Raw genomic sequence first — 15,472 nt, 5'->3', positions numbered from 1 at the left:
ACGGACGCTGCGCGCGTAAAATTTGCGATGATTTTAGCGCGCGTTTGAGCGAGCTAGCCGCAAATTTCGGCTACGAATACGTAAAATCCCGCTGCAAAATTTATAAAAAATCTGGCATTTTCGCGCGCGGCAAAGACGTTTGGCGAATTTATATTTATGATATAAACGGCGAGAAAAACGGCGTAACGGACATATTTGATATAAAAAATCTCGCACGCAGGCTTAGGAAATTTGCTCGCAGGCGCCGTAAAATATCTAAAATTTATGCAAGAAATCATAGAAAATAGAGCGTGACAAGGAGCTATGAGCGCGCAATGCTTGCAAAGCGGCTGCGAGATTAAATTTACGCCGATTTACGGGGCATGCCTGTACCCGCGTTTATATTTTCGCGTCCTTTTAAAATAAAATCAAAAATCAGCCTACTTTTTGCCTAAAATTTGTAAAATTAGCCCAAAAAAGGATAAAAAATGAGCCAAAAAACGCTAACGATCATCGACACTTTCGGATTTTTTTTCAGACTTTACTACGCGATGCCCGGCCTTAAAAACAAAGAGGGCAAGCCAAGCGGCATGGTGAGCGGATTTGCAAATTTTATTATGAATCTGCAAAACGAATTCGCAAGCGACTACATCATATTTGCGCTCGATAGCAAGGGCAAAACGCTGCGCCACGAGATCCTAGGAAACTACAAAGCCAACCGCTCCGAGCCGCCCGCAGCGCTAAAAGAGCAGTTGCCCGTTTGTATCGAAATGATAGAAAAAATGGGCCTAGCCGCCGTAAGCCGCGAAGGCTACGAGGCCGACGACATCATCGCTAGCGTCGTAAAAGAGTGCAAGCGGCGGGATATATTCGTACGCATAGTGACACACGATAAGGACCTCTATCAGCTCATCGAAGACGGCAAAGTGAGCATCTATAGCCCGCAAAGCAAGATCGACCACGACAGCGCTAGCTGCGCTGAAAAATACGGAGTTTTACCTGCTCAAATTCGCGATTTTCTAGCGATTGCGGGCGATAGCTCGGATAATATCCCCGGCGTAAAAGGTATCGGCGCGGTCGGCGCTAAAAAGCTTTTGGGCGAATTTGGCAGCCTAGAAGGCATCTACGAAAACCTGCCGCTAGTGCGAAACGAGCGCATCCGCGGTATGCTGGCAGAAGGCCGAGAGAGCGCGTTTTTAAGCAAGCGCCTAACCTCGCTATTTGACGACGCGACCGATGCGATAGATTTTGAAAAGGCGAAATTTCCCGAACAAAATCCGCTCGTAAAGGTGGCGGACGTCCTTCGCGAATACGATCTAAACCGCCTCTTAAAAGCGCTACAAAACAGTCAAAATGCGGGCGAAAACGCGGAATTTAGGCTCGGTTTTAACGCGCGGCTTTTAACGGACGAGGGCGAGATCGAGCGGCTGCTGGCAAATATAGACGCGGACACGCTCGTGGCCTTTGACACCGAGACTACGGACGTCGATACGCAAAACGCCCGCCTGGTGGGCTTTAGCTTTTGCTTTAACGATGAGGAAGCCTACTACGTGCCCGTGGCGCACGAATATCTGGGCGTGCCTAGGCAAGTAAGCGAGAAATTCGCCGCTTGGGCGATCTCGCAAATTTACAAAGGCTGCGTGATCGGGCAAAATTTAAAGTACGATTTTAAGGTCGTAAAGCGAAATTTAGGGCTAGAACCGCCCGTAAATTTTAAAGACACGATGATACTAGCGTGGCTCATGGATCCGGGTTCAAGCGTAGGCATGGACGCGCTGGCCAAGCGACTCTACGACTACGACACGATCAAATTTGAAGACGTGGTAAAGCGCGGCGAGACCTTCGCGTCCGTGGCGCTGGAAAACGCGGCAAAATACGCGAGCGAAGACGCATGGATAACGCTGAAATTTTACAAAAGCTTTTTAAATTTGCTTGATCCGGTGTTGCTCGCGCTTGCAGATACGCACGAGTTTCCTTTTATCCTCACGCTTTTTGATATGGAGCGCGAGGGTATCGCGATAAACCGCGAGAAAATGCAAAATTTGATCCTGCGAAACGACGCTAAGATTAAGGCCTTAACAGCTGAAATTTACGAGCTAACGGGTGAAAATTTTAATATCAACTCCGTTAAACAGCTAGGAGAAGTGCTGTTTGAGCACCTAAAACTACCCGTAAAGAAAAAAACCAAAACGGGCTACGGCACCGACGAAGCCGTACTAGCAGAGCTCATAGACGAGCATCCCGTCATCTCTAAGCTGCTTGAATACCGCGAGCTATATAAGCTGCAAAGCACATACTGCGAACCGCTGCTAAATTTAGCTAAAAAAGACGCTAACAGCAGGATATACACGAACTTTATCCAGACGGGAACGAGTACGGGCAGGCTCTCGTCTAAAAACCCGAACCTGCAAAATATCCCCGCTCGCGGCAACCTAGCTAAAGACGTGCGCGGCTGCTTTGAGGCTAAAAGCGGCTTTAGCTTTGTAGGGCTTGACTATAGCCAGATCGAGCTGCGACTGCTCGCGCATTTTAGCCGCGACGCCGCGCTGCTTGGGGCATTTGCGAACGACGAGGATATCCACGCGCGCACGGCGATTAGTATATTTGGCAGCGCAGAGGGGCAAAACCGCGCGGTGGCCAAGAGTATAAATTTCGGCCTCATCTACGGCATGGGCTCGAGCAAGCTGGCAAATCAAGTAAGTATCACGCGCGCCGAGGCAAAGGAGTATATCGAGCGCTATTTTAAAGCTTTCCCTACGATAAAGGGTTTTTTAGAAGGGATAAAAACTGCGGCCAAAAACGAGGGTTTCGTGCGCACGCTGCTTGGTAGGAAGCGGCTGTTTGACTTTACAACCGCGACGCCGATGCAAACTGCGATGTACGAGCGCGAGGCGGTAAATACGATATTTCAGGGCTCGGCTGCGGATATCATCAAAATGGCGATGGTAAAAATCCGCCCGCTTTTAGACGAGCGCGCTAGGATGCTTTTGCAGATACACGACGAGCTGATTTTCGAGGTGCGAGATGATTATACCGATGAATTCGGCGCGGCGGCGCAAAAGATAATGCAAGAAATTTATAAACTAAACGTACCGTTAAAAACGAGCCTAAACGTGGCGAAAGATTGGGGGGAGCTAAAATAAAATTTGAGGCTTTGGGCGCTTGGTAAGCGTCAAATTTGCCTAAAACCGGCTAGCTTTGGGCTAGTCGCGCAATCTTAAACGTTTGCGGTTTGCGGATAAATTTAAGATAAAATCGGTCGCTAAAACCTTGCTTGAACGTAAATTTAGCCTAAAATCAAGGGCAAAAACCTAAATCTAAAAGCTGGAAAGAGAAAATCTATGAACGTCCATAAAATCGCCTACGTGAGGGTTACCTTGCTGGCGTTTGCCGCCTTTATTTTTAACACGACCGAATTTATCCCCGTGGCTCTGCTAAGCGACATCGCGGCGGATTTTAGCATGGACGCTACTAGCGTAGGCCTCATAATCACCGTCTACGCGTGGGCTGTGAGTATCCTCTCGCTGCCGCTAATGCTGCTAACCTCGAAGCTCGAGCGCAAGAGACTGCTTTTACAACTTTTCGTACTATTTACGCTAAGCCACGTCCTAGCGGCCGTGGCGTGGAATTTTACCGTTTTGGTAATCGCGCGACTCGGCATCGCGATTTCGCACGCGATCTTTTGGTCGATCACCTCATCGCTCGTCGTGCGCCTAGCGCCGATAAATAAAGGCTCTCAGGCCATTGGCATGCTGGCTTTGGGCACCTCGCTGGCGATGGTTTTAGGGCTTCCTTTGGGACGCGTGGTCGGCGAGCTTTTGGGCTGGCGCATCACGTTTTTTGCGATCGGCGCGCTTGCGGCGGCGGAAGCGCTGTTTCTTTGGAAAATTTTACCGTCTTTGCCGAGCAGGCGCGCGGGCTCTCTTGCGAGCTTGCCGATGCTTGCAAGGCGCCCGATGCTGCTTGCTTTGTATCTGCTGACGTTTTTGATCGTAGGCGCGCATTTTACGACATATAGCTACGTCGAGCCCTTCGTGGCGAAATTTAACCCTGCGGGCGACCACTTCGTAACCTACGTCCTGCTTGCATTCGGCGCTTCGGGCATTCTTGCTAGCATGCTTTTTTCAAAGCTTTATCGCCATTTTCCAAACGCTTTTTTAATCTGCTCGATCCTCTTTATCCTAGCTTCGGCTCTAACGCTAAAAGCTTTTGTCGCAAATGACGCGGCGTTGCTGCTCGCGGCTTTCGTCTGGGGGATAGGTATTTTCGGCTTTGGGCTTTGTTTGCAGATTAGGGTTTTGGCGCTAGCTCCGGATGCTACCGATGTCGCGATATCGATTTACTCGGCAATTTACAACGTAGGCATCGGCGGCGGAGCTCTTTTGGGGCATCAGATCGCAACGAGATTCGGGCTTGAGCATATAGGCGAGGCGGGCGCGATACTGGGCGCGCTAGGACTTGCAAGCTACCTCTACGCAAGCGTGAAATTCGCGCAGAAAAATAGCGCGTAGGCTAAATTTGTGAAAGAGCTTCGGCGGGCTAGAAGCACCGTTTTTAAAGCTTGCGTTTTAGAAAATAGCGGCTTTATGGGTCTAAATTTTTAAAATTTACCTCGTAATTAGCTAAATTTTACAGATAAAATTTAATCTCGCGCTTAGCTCCGCTGTCTGTTTTATTGATCCTCCGCGCTATCCGCCCAAAGCCCCTTAAAATTTAGCGACAGCGCGCAAGAAATTAAGGCACAGAATTTAAAGCGCGAGTCGCCAAAATTTAGCTACTTTATAAACCTCGCATTCGGTAAAATTTCAGCCAAAACCGCGTAATTGTATTTTTCGTTTGCGCCATAAAGATGCGGGTTTAAGGCGGCTAGCAAAGACTAAACCTAGTCAAATCGGTAAAATCGCCGCAAAGCCTAATTTTAGTATTCGTCGCTGCGAGCAAAGCAAAGGCCTGAGTGGAGATTGCTCCGTTTGCGCGCTTATAGGTTAAAACTAACTCAAAACGAGACCGCTAATCTGCCGAATTTACACATATTATAAAATGAAACTAAAGTTTCAAATCTAATTTAGATATTTTAAAAACAAATTTCGGTAATATTGCGTTAAGTAAAAATTTTATCCGAAAGGAGCTGTTATGAGCGGTATTGCTCTCATCGTCTGCTTCGTCATCGCGGTCGTTTTTATGATCGTGCTGATTTCTAGGTTCGGGGTTCATCCCTTTATAGCGATCATGCTCGCCTCGCTGGCTCTTGCCGTCGTCGCGGGCATCGACCTGGTCAAAATCCCCGCGATCATCGGAGAAGGATTTAGCGGGATATTTAAAAGCATAGGCATCGTCATCATCCTGGGCGCGCTCATCGGTATGGCGCTGGAAAAGACGGGCGCGGCGCTAAAGCTGGCCGACATGGTCGTGCGCTGCGTAGGCGACAAGCGTCCTGAGCTAGCTATGCTCATCATGGGTTGGATTGTGGGTATCCCGGTCTTTTGCGATAGCGGCTTTGTCGTGCTAGATCCGATCCGCCGCGCGATAAAGGAAAAAATCGGCGCCAACCCCGTAGCTATGGCCGTCGCGCTCTCGTGCGGCCTGTACACCTCGCACGTGTTTATACCGCCGACTCCGGGCCCCATAGCGGCCGCCGGAGCCGTGGGCGTGGGGCACAATCTGCTGCTAGTCATCGCCGTGGGCGCGGTAGTTTCGATACCGGTTCTCGTCGCGGGCTATCTTTTCGCTAAGACTATCGGCGCAAAAGTGAGCCTAAAAGAGGATCTTGCAGGCGTGAGTAAGAGCTACGACGAGATCATCAAAGAGCACGGCAAGCTGCCTTGCGCGTTTTTGAGCTTAGCGCCGATTTTTATGCCGATTTTGCTGATGGCGCTGGGTTCGGTCGTCTCGATACTAAAGCTAGAAGGTGCGTTTGCGAGTTTTGCTTTATTTTTGGGCAACCCGATCATTGCGCTTGGCGTCGGCGTGCTATTTGCCGTTATCTTGCTGGCTGAAACGGGCAAACTGGGTGAATTTAACCATATGACCAACGAAACGTTAAAGATCGTGGGACCGATCCTTTTCATCACGGCTGCGGGCGGCGTGCTAGGTAACGTCATCGCTAAAGCCGGCTTTGTAGAGTTTATGAAGGCAAACGCTCATCTCATCGGCACCGTGGGTATATTTTTCCCGTTTGTTATCTCCGCTATCATCAAGACCGCTCAGGGCAGCTCGACCGTGGCGCTTACGACGACGGCCTCTATCATGGGACTTTTCACCGATAGCGGCTCGATGATGAGCGCGCTGGGGCTAACTAGCGAGATGGGCGCGGTGCTAACGGTGATGGCGATCGCCGCGGGCGCGATGACGGTTTCGCACGCTAACGATAGCTATTTCTGGGTCGTTACGAACTTTAGCAAGATGTCGCCGGAGCAGGGCTACAAGACTCAGACGATGCTTACCTTTATAATGGGTATCGTGGGTATGGCGACGGTTTGGGTAGCATCGCTGATTTTACTGTAAATTTGACGGCAGATTTGGGTTAAATTTGCTCTTGTAGTGCGATAGAATGGTAAATTTTAGCTTTAAGCTTTTCTTTTTTTCTTGGGCGGCGAAAAAAAGAGGGGGGCTACTTACGATCTGCTTGCAGCTACTAGCGCAGCGATGCAGAAGCCCTCTCCAACCCCACTGCACGTGAGATGTGGCGACATAGCTTTGCTCTTCGAACAAAGCGTCGCGGGCTTGGAGTCAAATTTGGCATTTGTAAGCGTCGCAATTTAAAACTAAATTTGATAAAATCAGACCGTAAAATTTAAGGCGAAGTATTTTTTCTTTTTACTTCGCGCAAGCGCTCGTAACGAGACTTCGCTACGAGGAGACGAGGCGGAAATGAGCCGAGCGAGGGCGCATACAAGTAGTATGTAACCGAGCTTCGGCGATATTTCTAACGAAGTATAAAGGAAAAAGACGAGCCGCTAACAAAAAAGGAAAACAGATGAAAATACTAATAGCAATCGACTCTTTCAAAGGCTCCCTCAGCTCCCTCGAGGCCGGCAACGCCGTAAAAGAGGGTCTCAAAGCCCTAGCCGGTGAGACCGATGAGGTGGTGGTTAAGCCCATTGCGGACGGCGGCGAGGGTAGCGTGGTGGCGTTAGCGGACGCGCTGGATGGCGAGTTTATCGACGTCATCGTGCAAAATCCTCTCGGTGAAAAAATCCCCGCCAGGTACGCGCTAGCAGGTGAGCTGGGCATCCTCGAGATGGCGTCTTCTAGCGGGCTCATGCTGGTGGAAAAAGAGCGCCGAAATCCGATGAAAACGAGCACTTACGGCTTTGGGCAGATGATTTTGCATGCTATTAGCAAGGGCGCGCGTAAATTTATCGTCGGTATCGGCGGTAGTGCGACGAACGACGCGGGTACGGGCATGCTAAGCGCGCTGGGATATGAGTTTTTTGACGAAAACGGCGAGCTGCTTGAAGGTAAAGGCGAAAACCTCATAAAAATCACGAAAATCTCAAACAAAAACGTAGTGCCCGAGCTGCAAGAGTGCGAATTCCTCGTGGCTTGCGACGTGGACAATCCGCTCTTTGGCAAAAACGGTGCGGCCTACGTCTACGGCCCGCAAAAGGGTGCGGACGAGCAGATGGTAAAGGATCTAGACGCTGGGCTTATCAGCTTTGCGAGCGCGACGAGCGAGCACTTTTCGAGCGAATTTTGGAACTTCAAGGGCGCAGGCGCGGCAGGCGGTCTGGGGTACGGGTTTGTGAGCTACCTAAACGCCAAACTAAAGCCCGGCATCGACATCATCATGGAGGAAATTCGCCTCGAAGAGGACGTGAAAAACGCTGATCTAATCATCACCGGCGAGGGGCGACTGGACTTTCAAAGCTCGATGGGCAAGACCCCGACCGGAGTGGCAAAAATCGCCAAAAAATACGGCAAACCCGTCATCGCGCTAGCCGGTAGCGTGTCGCCGTGCGCCGGCGGCTGTAACGAAAACGGCATCGACGCGTTTTTTAGCGTATTAAACGAGCCCGTGAGCCTAGAGGAGGCGATGGATAAGCAAACCGCGACGCGCAATCTCAAAATGACCGCAGAGCAGGCTTTGAGACTATATTTGCTAGGGCGCAAGGGGTAAATTTATGCTTTGATGCGGTGACGGGGCTGGCGAATTTATTGGTTTGCCGGCTTGAGTTTTTTGTTTACTTTGTATGATTAGCTAGCTTGAGTGAGGGGTTTTGTAGTAAATTCGTCTTTTGTGCGGAGATCTACGGATTTTAAATTTTAGCGCGGCGCTTTGGGGAGCTTATAGCCGTTTTATCTAATAAAATTTGCGAGAGTAAAAACAAATTTTAGTTTGAGTTTTTTTCCGTGCGGATTTTATGCCGAGTCGTAGCACGAGCCTAAATTTGGCCAAAAGCTCAAATTTAACAAGCCTAAAGCCCGAAAAAGGCTTTAGGCTTATTTTGGGGATTATTTTTCTTTCGCTTCGACTTCGATCTCTAGCTCGACCTTGTCAGATAGCGTGATCTCTGAGGTGTCTAGCCCGATCTCAAAGAGCTTGCGTTTCGTCTCGCCCTCTAGGCTAAAGCCGATTTCTTCCTTGCCGTTTTTATCCGCAGTAAAACCGCCAAGCTCGAATTTTAGCACTACGGGCTTAGTGATGCCGTGCATCGTGAGCGTGCCCACGACCTTGCCTTCGGTGTCGCTTTCTTTTTCAAATTTGACCATTTTGTAAGTGATTTTGTCAAATTTCGCCGCATCGAAAAAATCCGCGCTTCGCAGATGCTCGTCGCGATTCTCGTTTTGCGTATTTACCGAGGCGGTCTCGATGGTGGCCTCGAGCGCTTTTAGCTCCTTGGCGTTTTTGTCGTAGTCGATCACGGCGTTAAATTTGCCGAAATTTCCGCTTACTTTTGATATGCTTAGGTGTTTGATTTTAAAGCCTACGTTGCTGTGCGCCGGGTCGATCTCATAGACTGCGGCGTTTGCGAAGCTTGCCGCTAGCGCTGCTACTAGCGAAAATTTGATTAATTTTTTCATTTTTTCTCCTTGTAAATTTCTGAAAGTGTATTTAAAAAAGGTAAATACATAGCTTTTGCCGCATTTTGAACTAAATTTGCGCGACGAATCTACGCCGAAAATCTGCCGACTAGTAAATGGTAAAAACCGGGCGGTGCGACACGCTTGAGGGTTAAATTTAATGCTTAAAATCAGCAAAATCGCTCGCGATACGGCAAATTTGATAAACCGCGTGCGCCAAAGTAAAAATCTTAGCCCAAAATCTCCCCGACGAAAAACAGCGCCGACATCGCAAACGTGCATAGCGCGACGACCTTTAGCTGTCCGTCGAAGTCGCGACACTCCCGCACTTTCGAGACGAAAAATAGGTGCCAAATAAGCGGCGCAAAGCTAACTACGTAGAGTAGTTTTACGCCCGGCTCGCCGCGTAAAAACGAGTAGCAAAACATTAGGCCCGCCCCGCCCGCGATTAGCGCGTAGTGATAGAGCTTGGCCGCGGGCAGCCCGATACGCACGGGGACCGTGCGCTTGCCCTTGAGCGCGTCGTTTTGGATGTCGCGCATGTTGTTTAGATTTAGTACGGCGGTACTTAGCAGCCCACACGCACACGCAGGCAGCAGCAGCGCCGCATCAAGCGAGCGCGCGTATAAAAAGTACGAGCCCAGTACGCTCAAAAGGCCAAAAAACAAAAACACGAAAACGTCGCCGAGCCCCTTGTAACCGTATGCGCCCACGCCCACGGTGTAGCGGATAGCGGCATATATCGACGCACCGCCCAGCGCCAAAAATAGCAGTACGAGATAAAACCGCTCGCCAAACGCCAAAACGCTTAGCGCGAGGCTAGAAAATGCCGAAAGCAGCGCCGTAGCGACGATGACGCGCTTCATCTCGGCCGCACTCATCTGCCCGGTTTGGATCGCGCGGCGCGGCCCCAGTCTGCCCTCGTCGTCGGTGCCTTTTACCGCGTCGCCGTAGTCGTTGGCGTAGTCGCTTAGCACCTGAAACAGTAGCGTCGTAAGCAGCGCCAGCGCGAAAATATCCGCTCTAAATACGCCCACGCCGTATGCTGCGCCGCTGCCCAGCAACACGCCCGAGACGCTAAGGGGTAGCGATCTAAGCCTTGCGGATGCGTAAAGAGCTTTTGCGGTTATCATTTTTTTGCCTTTTTAAATTTATACGCCGAATTTACGGCAAATTTGAGCTCAAATTTAGCACCCGAATGCAAAAAATAATATAAATTTGACCCGGTTTGCGAGTGAAATTTGTAAATTAGGAGTTAAAATTTGCAGCGGTTATCGCCGTATTTAGAGTTTTGAAGTTAGTTAAATTTGCCGCCAAAGCCGTCCGCGCTTAAATTTGTAGCGTAAAAATCCTAGCTCTAGACGTTAAATTTATCAAATTTCCGCCGTTTCTCGCCAAAACTCAAGCGCCTTATCGTCGTCAGCCTAGACAAATTTAGCGATTTTTCTGCGTAAGGCAAGGCTTTTTGCTTAGTCGCGCGATATCGATACTAGCAAGCGCTCTAAAAAATCTCTCAAAATCGCTCGCGACGCGCCTGCCGCAAATCTCTTCGTCTCCAAGCAGCCACGTATAAATCGTGCCGTCCGCGCAATCAAGCAAAAATATCCACGGATCACCCACGGCAAAAACTATCAAATTTGCAGGACGCGCCTCGTCTGGCCACCATTTACCGCCGTATTCGTCGGTGCCGTTTAGCCGCACAAGTTCGCCCGCGTAGTCGCCGCCGATACCAAAGCGTACGTTGCAAACTTCAAATTCGCCCAAGTCAAATTTACAAACCAGTCGCGAAAACGCAGGCGGAAATTTGACGCCGAGAGTTTCTTGCGCTTTTTCTATCGCCTGTACGCACGCGCCAGAGCCGCATTGCGGCGACAGTCTCATGCCCGTTATGCCCTCTTGCTCCAGAGGCAGGTAGATCCCGTCTAGCTCGCGAGCGATTTGGTCTAGCTCTAAAAACACGTCTTTTTCCGCATCTAGTTTATCTGAGGTTTTTTGTTTTGGTTTTTATGATTTTGCCGTTTTAGCCGTAAAATTTCATACTCACCGCGCCCGCTTTTGCGTCGGTTACGACTTCTTTTAAGAGCTCGCCTTTTTGTTAAATTCCTTTTGTATTTTAACCGCTTCGTTTAGCGGCTTGCCGAGCGATAGGCGCTGGTCTATCACGCTTTTTAGCTTGCCGTTTGGGTAGAAAAACTCAAAAAGCAGCGGGTCGCCGCCTAGCTGGTATATGCGGCTATTTAGGCGTCCGCTGTCGTCGTATTTTTCAAAAGTCGTTTCTTTTTTGCCCGTTCGAACGCCAATGAATTCCTTATACGACGGTTTGCCGTCTTTGCGGTATTCGGCTATGTTATTTTCGGTAAAAAAGCCCAAATTTGCGTCGAAGCATTTGGTCTTTCGGTACAGTTTTAACACCTCGCCAGCGTCAAAATCCTCCAGCAGCTCCTTTTCTAGTCCATTCCACAGGCATCTCTCGGCCGTGAACGCAGGCGAGTTTCGGTGCTCTTTTGAGTACACTTCAAGTAGCACCCAGCGCTCGTTTTTGCGGACGACGAGCGAGATTTTTAGCTTCGTAGAGGGATCATCGGGGATCTTGCGCTTGTACTTCTCGTCCGCCTCGTCGATGACGTAGCGATTTAGCTGCGTGCCGCTCGCGTCTAACTCGATGATGTAGAGCCTGTTGCGTATTTTGCCGTTTTCGTCCTTTTCGCCGTTGCGCAGGTCGTATTTAAAAATATCTCATAGGTTGCGATTTGTTCGTCGTTTTGCTGCCTGGGCGCGTAGTTGCCGCCTGCTTGCAGCGAAGTCGCGCAGGTCAAAACGATAAAAACCTTAATAAATTTTTCATCTATCTCCTTGGGTTTTGCGCTTATGTTGCGGCGGCAACCTTGCGTAAAATTTTGCTATGCGCATTGCCCGCTCGTCAAATTTGCCGCGCTTGTCTGTGTGGGCAAATTTGACTTATCGCTTTTGGCCGTTTTGCCGCGATTTTTACCTTGACTGCGCCGCTTGAGCGCGCTAGCCTTTTACTTTAAAATCGCAAAGCCGATACCGACTTTATCGGTGTGGCGGTTGTAGTCGATGAGGCTCTCGCCGTATCCCGTAAAGTACTTCACGTAGCCGTAAACGCCGCTCTTGCCAAACGGAAACAGCCATCCAAGCTCGCCTGCGCCGCGGTTTGTTTTATCAAAATGCAGGTTGTTTCGCACCATCGCCGTAAAGATGTGGCCGTGGTATGGCAGGGCGAAATTTATATCCATGTTACCGAGGTATTTTTCGATATCGGGGTTATCGTCGCTACCCTTGCTCTCGGGTATGCGCGCCCACGCTCGCGGGATCACAACGAGGCTACCGGCATAAAGCTTGGCCTCGAGATAGACGCGGTTCCACGAGCGAGACTTCTGCCCGCCCTGGCCGTTACTCTCGTGCAAAAGCCCCGCACGCAGGTAGTCAAGGCTAGATATCGCCTCAAATCTCATCGGAACGGTCACGAAAATCTCGGGGCGGTAGTTTGTCTCGCGAAACGGCGTAGAGGATTTAGCCGTCTGCCACCACGAGCTTTGCGAGTAGCCCGCCGAGATCGTTTCGTTCATATCAAACACGTCGTAAAAAAGCGGCTTTTGCAAGCTGATCTGAAATGCAGTCTCAAATCTGCGCCTATCATCAACGTCGTTAAATGCGTAGGTTGCGGGCAGGAGGTAGTTTAGGTGGTGCATTTTTAGGCCTAAAATTTCATCCACGTCGTATGCCTCGCCGCTTTCGAATTTTTCTTTCGGGCGCTCTTTAGAGGCTATCTTTTGCTCCTCTACGGGCGCGTCCGCTACGCTATCTGACGGCGCTATCACGGAGCGCTCCATGGCGGCAGTTTCGCCGTCCTCGTCCGTAAATATCGCCTTTTTAGCCGCTAGTTTATAAAGCTGAAGGGCTCTTGTTTTGTCGCCTTCATGCTCGAGCTTTGCGGCGGCTTCGTAGAGTCGTTTGGCTTCGTCTTTGGCGCTTGGCTCGGTTAAATTTTCAGCTAGATTTTCTGGTTGCGGGGCTAAATTTTGCTTCGCCGTTTCCGCCTGGGCGGCTAGGGCCAAATTTAACAAAATCGCCGATAAAACGATAATTTTTTTCATATTTTTCCTTCTTTTAAGGCTTGTTCGTAATCTGCCTGATAGTTGATGTTAAAAAACTCGTCCTCGCGTGCGAATTTTACGATCTTACAGCGGCAACGGCTACGCAAAAGCCCGATCTTGTGCTCGCCCGCGGCAAAAAGCTCGCCCGCGGCGTTCGCTAAGTCCCCGCTAAAAAACCCGCAAAGCGAGTGCGTATGCGACTCGTCCGCAGCGATGACCATATCGTATTCGCGGGCAAATTTATATAGTTCGCGCACGCAGCTTTCGCTAACAAAGGGCATGTCGGTCGGGATGATAAAGACGCTTTCGTTTGGGAAATTTTTAAGGATACTATAAAGCGCTAGCATCGGAGAAAAGGCCTCAGGGCTCAAATTTGCCGTATCTTGCGAGCAAATTTGAGCGGAGCTTGCCCCTGCGCCCTCTTTGTCGCTCGCCTCGGTCAAATTTGACCGCGAGAACTCCTCTGGGCTAACGTCTTTTATGAGCGGTAGGGGCGGGTTAAATTTGTCGAATTTGGAGCTAACGAATACGCGCTCGAAAATCCGCCCGAATTTATGCGCTCCGTAGTGCGTGAGCGTCGCAAATCCGCCAAAAGGCAGTAGCGTTTTGTCGCGGCCCATTCGCGAGCTTTTGCCTCCGGCTAAGATGACGCATGTTTTCATTTTTTTTCCTTGATTTTAGGTGCGCTATGATAGCATAAATTCGGCTCGCCTAGGCAAGCTATCGGTTATCTGCCGCCGATGATTTTTTTTACCGCCAGCGCGGCTAAATTTAGCCCAAAGCACGCCGTCACGCCCATAAAGCTGCCCAGTTTCACGCATTTTGGTAGCTCGGTCGAAAACACGACGTCAAATTTGCCTTTAAACCCCGCTTTTTTAAGCTCGGCTCGTATTTTCTTGGCAAACGGGTCGTTGCAGGTCTGCCAGATGGATGCGACTTTGATCTGCGTCGGATCGAGACGCTTTGCGCCGCCCATAGAGCTAATTAACTTTTCGTGCGTTTTTAGCGCGAGAGCGACTTTAGCCGGCACGTCGTCGATAGCGTCGATAATAAGATCAAAGGGCGAAAAATCAAAATCCTCGACAAACTCCGGCGTCATTAGCTCTTGCAGCGCCGTCACGCACTCGTATCTTGCGGCAAATTCGCCGACTTTGACCGCGCCGACGGCTTCGCTGTAAATTTGGCGGTTTTGATTGGTTATATCAAAAACATCCTTATCTATGAGAGTGAGTTTGCCTACGCCTGTTCTAGCCAGCGCGTCCGCGCAGACGCCGCCTACGCCGCCTACGCCGCAGATTAGGACATTTGCTTTTTGAAGCTTTTTAAAATCATCGCCTAATAGCCATCGAGACCTCGTAAAGCGGTCCGGTTTTTCTAAAATTTCTTCGTTCAAATTTGATCCTTTAGGGCGGTTTTTAGCGCGGCTAGACTCGCGTGCGCCGTCATATCTAGCATAATGGGAGTAAGCGAGGCAAAACCGTCGCTAAGCGCGCTGATATCGGACTCGCCGTTTTGCTCGTAGTCTAGGCTCGAGGCTTGTCCGAGCCAATAATACTCGACGCCTCGCGGGTTGCGGTGAAGCATCGCGTGCGTGGCGTAGCTGCGTTTACCCGCAGGCACAACGCGGTAGCCTCTAAATTCGCGGGGCGAGACGGCGGGGATATTTACGTTTAAAAACTGGCGCGGCGGCAGCGCTATCTCGCCGTTTAGTACGCGAGAAACGATAAATTTAACGATATCTTCGGCGAGTAAAAAGCCTGTTTTTTCGATACCGTCGCTCTTATAAAATTGCGAAAACGCGATGCTTGGAATCCCTTGCAAAACGCCCTCCATAGCCGCTCCGCACGTGCCCGAGTAAGTGATGTCCTCGCCTACGTTGGCGCCGTGGTTTATGCCGCTCACGACTAGATTGGGTGGCCTTTTATAAAGCGCGTGAAGCGCGAGATAGACGCAATCAGCGGGCGTAGCGTCGTCAAGTTTGTAAAAATCGTCGTCAAGCTTGATGAAACGAAGAGGCCTAGTTAGCGTAAGAGAGTGCGCGCAAGCCGATTTTTCGCTGCTTGGGGCTACTATCGTGACGCGCGTGTCCGGTAGTTTGCGCAGCGCGCTAGCTAAAGCGTGCAAGCCGCTAGCCTCGAACCCGTCGTCGTTGGTTATCAAAATTTCTTTCAAATTTATCCTTAAAACGTTGCAAGAACTCAAATTTAGCGAGCTTTGCCGAGTAAAATTTAGATTTGGATTTTATCATAGCTTTATTTATTTGAAATTAAATTTTTTATAAGATCCGCAATATTTACTTAAAATTGTAACTCTAAAATTTAATTTATAATTAAGATATTAAATATATTATA

General features: G+C 49.8%; 14 protein-coding genes. 5 read left to right on the top strand and 9 right to left on the bottom strand.

Annotated elements, in window-relative coordinates:
* The first annotated feature begins 44 nt into the window (after positions 1-44).
* The 5 genes from Q0218_RS05695 (at position 45) to Q0218_RS05675 (ending at position 8,098) form a co-directional block, all read left to right on the top strand.
* The gene (locus Q0218_RS05695) at positions 45-287 is read left to right on the top strand and encodes a hypothetical protein (RefSeq protein WP_297967334.1); all 243 of its coding nucleotides are present in this window, start codon (positions 45-47) and stop codon (positions 285-287) included.
* A 180-nt stretch (positions 288-467) separates the two neighbouring features.
* Positions 468-3,122 (top strand): DNA polymerase I, encoded by a 2,655-nt coding sequence (polA, locus tag Q0218_RS05690; RefSeq protein WP_297967332.1) that lies wholly within the window; start codon positions 468-470, stop codon positions 3,120-3,122.
* 198 nt (positions 3,123-3,320) lie between these two features.
* Positions 3,321-4,490 carry a sugar transporter gene (locus Q0218_RS05685; RefSeq protein WP_297967329.1) on the top strand — a complete coding sequence of 390 codons (1,170 nt, stop codon included), beginning with the start codon at positions 3,321-3,323 and terminating at the stop codon, positions 4,488-4,490.
* A 622-nt stretch (positions 4,491-5,112) separates the two neighbouring features.
* Complete coding sequence (locus tag Q0218_RS05680) at positions 5,113-6,483, top strand: GntP family permease (RefSeq protein WP_297967327.1); 1,371 nt, start codon at positions 5,113-5,115, stop codon at positions 6,481-6,483.
* A 472-nt stretch (positions 6,484-6,955) separates the two neighbouring features.
* On the top strand, positions 6,956-8,098 hold the full coding sequence (locus Q0218_RS05675) for a glycerate kinase (RefSeq protein WP_297967324.1): 1,143 nt from the start codon (positions 6,956-6,958) through the stop codon (positions 8,096-8,098).
* 335 nt (positions 8,099-8,433) lie between these two features.
* Here Q0218_RS05675 and Q0218_RS05670 read toward each other — a convergent pair whose 3' ends face one another.
* The 9 genes from Q0218_RS05670 to surE form a co-directional block, all read right to left on the bottom strand.
* Positions 8,434-9,003 carry a YceI family protein gene (locus Q0218_RS05670; RefSeq protein ID WP_297967321.1) on the bottom strand — a complete coding sequence of 190 codons (570 nt, stop codon included), beginning with the start codon at positions 9,001-9,003 and terminating at the stop codon, positions 8,434-8,436.
* 230 nt (positions 9,004-9,233) lie between these two features.
* A complete protein-coding gene (gene menA, locus Q0218_RS05665) occupies positions 9,234-10,136 on the bottom strand; it encodes a 1,4-dihydroxy-2-naphthoate octaprenyltransferase (RefSeq protein WP_297967319.1) in 903 nt (300 codons plus the stop codon).
* A 301-nt stretch (positions 10,137-10,437) separates the two neighbouring features.
* The gene (locus tag Q0218_RS05660; RefSeq protein ID WP_297967317.1) at positions 10,438-10,962 is read right to left on the bottom strand and encodes an SMI1/KNR4 family protein; all 525 of its coding nucleotides are present in this window, start codon (positions 10,960-10,962) and stop codon (positions 10,438-10,440) included.
* 117 nt (positions 10,963-11,079) lie between these two features.
* On the bottom strand, positions 11,080-11,529 hold the full coding sequence (locus tag Q0218_RS05655; RefSeq protein ID WP_297967314.1) for a hypothetical protein: 450 nt from the start codon (positions 11,527-11,529) through the stop codon (positions 11,080-11,082).
* A gap of 128 nt (positions 11,530-11,657) precedes the next feature.
* The gene (locus tag Q0218_RS05650; RefSeq protein ID WP_297967311.1) at positions 11,658-11,819 is read right to left on the bottom strand and encodes a hypothetical protein; all 162 of its coding nucleotides are present in this window, start codon (positions 11,817-11,819) and stop codon (positions 11,658-11,660) included.
* A 207-nt stretch (positions 11,820-12,026) separates the two neighbouring features.
* A complete protein-coding gene (locus Q0218_RS05645) occupies positions 12,027-13,121 on the bottom strand; it encodes a phospholipase A (RefSeq protein WP_297967307.1) in 1,095 nt (364 codons plus the stop codon).
* Positions 13,118-13,783, bottom strand: coding sequence for a molybdenum cofactor guanylyltransferase (locus Q0218_RS05640; RefSeq protein ID WP_297967304.1), 666 nt, complete (start codon positions 13,781-13,783; stop codon positions 13,118-13,120). Before Q0218_RS05640 ends, Q0218_RS05645 begins: the two co-directional genes overlap by 4 nt.
* A gap of 65 nt (positions 13,784-13,848) precedes the next feature.
* A complete protein-coding gene (locus Q0218_RS05635; protein WP_297967302.1) occupies positions 13,849-14,514 on the bottom strand; it encodes a tRNA threonylcarbamoyladenosine dehydratase in 666 nt (221 codons plus the stop codon).
* Complete coding sequence (gene surE / locus Q0218_RS05630; RefSeq protein ID WP_297967300.1) at positions 14,511-15,293, bottom strand: 5'/3'-nucleotidase SurE; 783 nt, start codon at positions 15,291-15,293, stop codon at positions 14,511-14,513. Before surE ends, Q0218_RS05635 begins: the two co-directional genes overlap by 4 nt.
* Between the last annotated feature and the right edge of the window lie 179 nt (positions 15,294-15,472).

The organism is uncultured Campylobacter sp., assembly GCF_938039245.1.
GTDB lineage: Bacteria > Campylobacterota > Campylobacteria > Campylobacterales > Campylobacteraceae > Campylobacter_A.
Note: the sequence above shows the minus strand (reverse complement) of the source record. Positions and strands in the feature narration are given on the sequence as shown.

Bases quoted from the DNA above. Each gene is read 5' to 3' on its own strand.
- Q0218_RS05675 (WP_297967324.1), top strand. From the start codon at position 6,956: ATGAAAATACTAATAGCAATCGACTCTTTCAAAGGCTCCCTCAGCTCC.
- Q0218_RS05670 (WP_297967321.1), bottom strand. From the start codon at position 9,003: ATGAAAAAATTAATCAAATTTTCGCTAGTAGCAGCGCTAGCGGCAAGC.
- polA (WP_297967332.1), top strand. From the start codon at position 468: ATGAGCCAAAAAACGCTAACGATCATCGACACTTTCGGATTTTTTTTC.
- Q0218_RS05645 (WP_297967307.1), bottom strand. From the start codon at position 13,121: ATGAAAAAAATTATCGTTTTATCGGCGATTTTGTTAAATTTGGCCCTA.
- Q0218_RS05680 (WP_297967327.1), top strand. From the start codon at position 5,113: ATGAGCGGTATTGCTCTCATCGTCTGCTTCGTCATCGCGGTCGTTTTT.
- Q0218_RS05640 (WP_297967304.1), bottom strand. From the start codon at position 13,783: ATGAAAACATGCGTCATCTTAGCCGGAGGCAAAAGCTCGCGAATGGGC.
- menA (WP_297967319.1), bottom strand. From the start codon at position 10,136: ATGATAACCGCAAAAGCTCTTTACGCATCCGCAAGGCTTAGATCGCTA.
- Q0218_RS05685 (WP_297967329.1), top strand. From the start codon at position 3,321: ATGAACGTCCATAAAATCGCCTACGTGAGGGTTACCTTGCTGGCGTTT.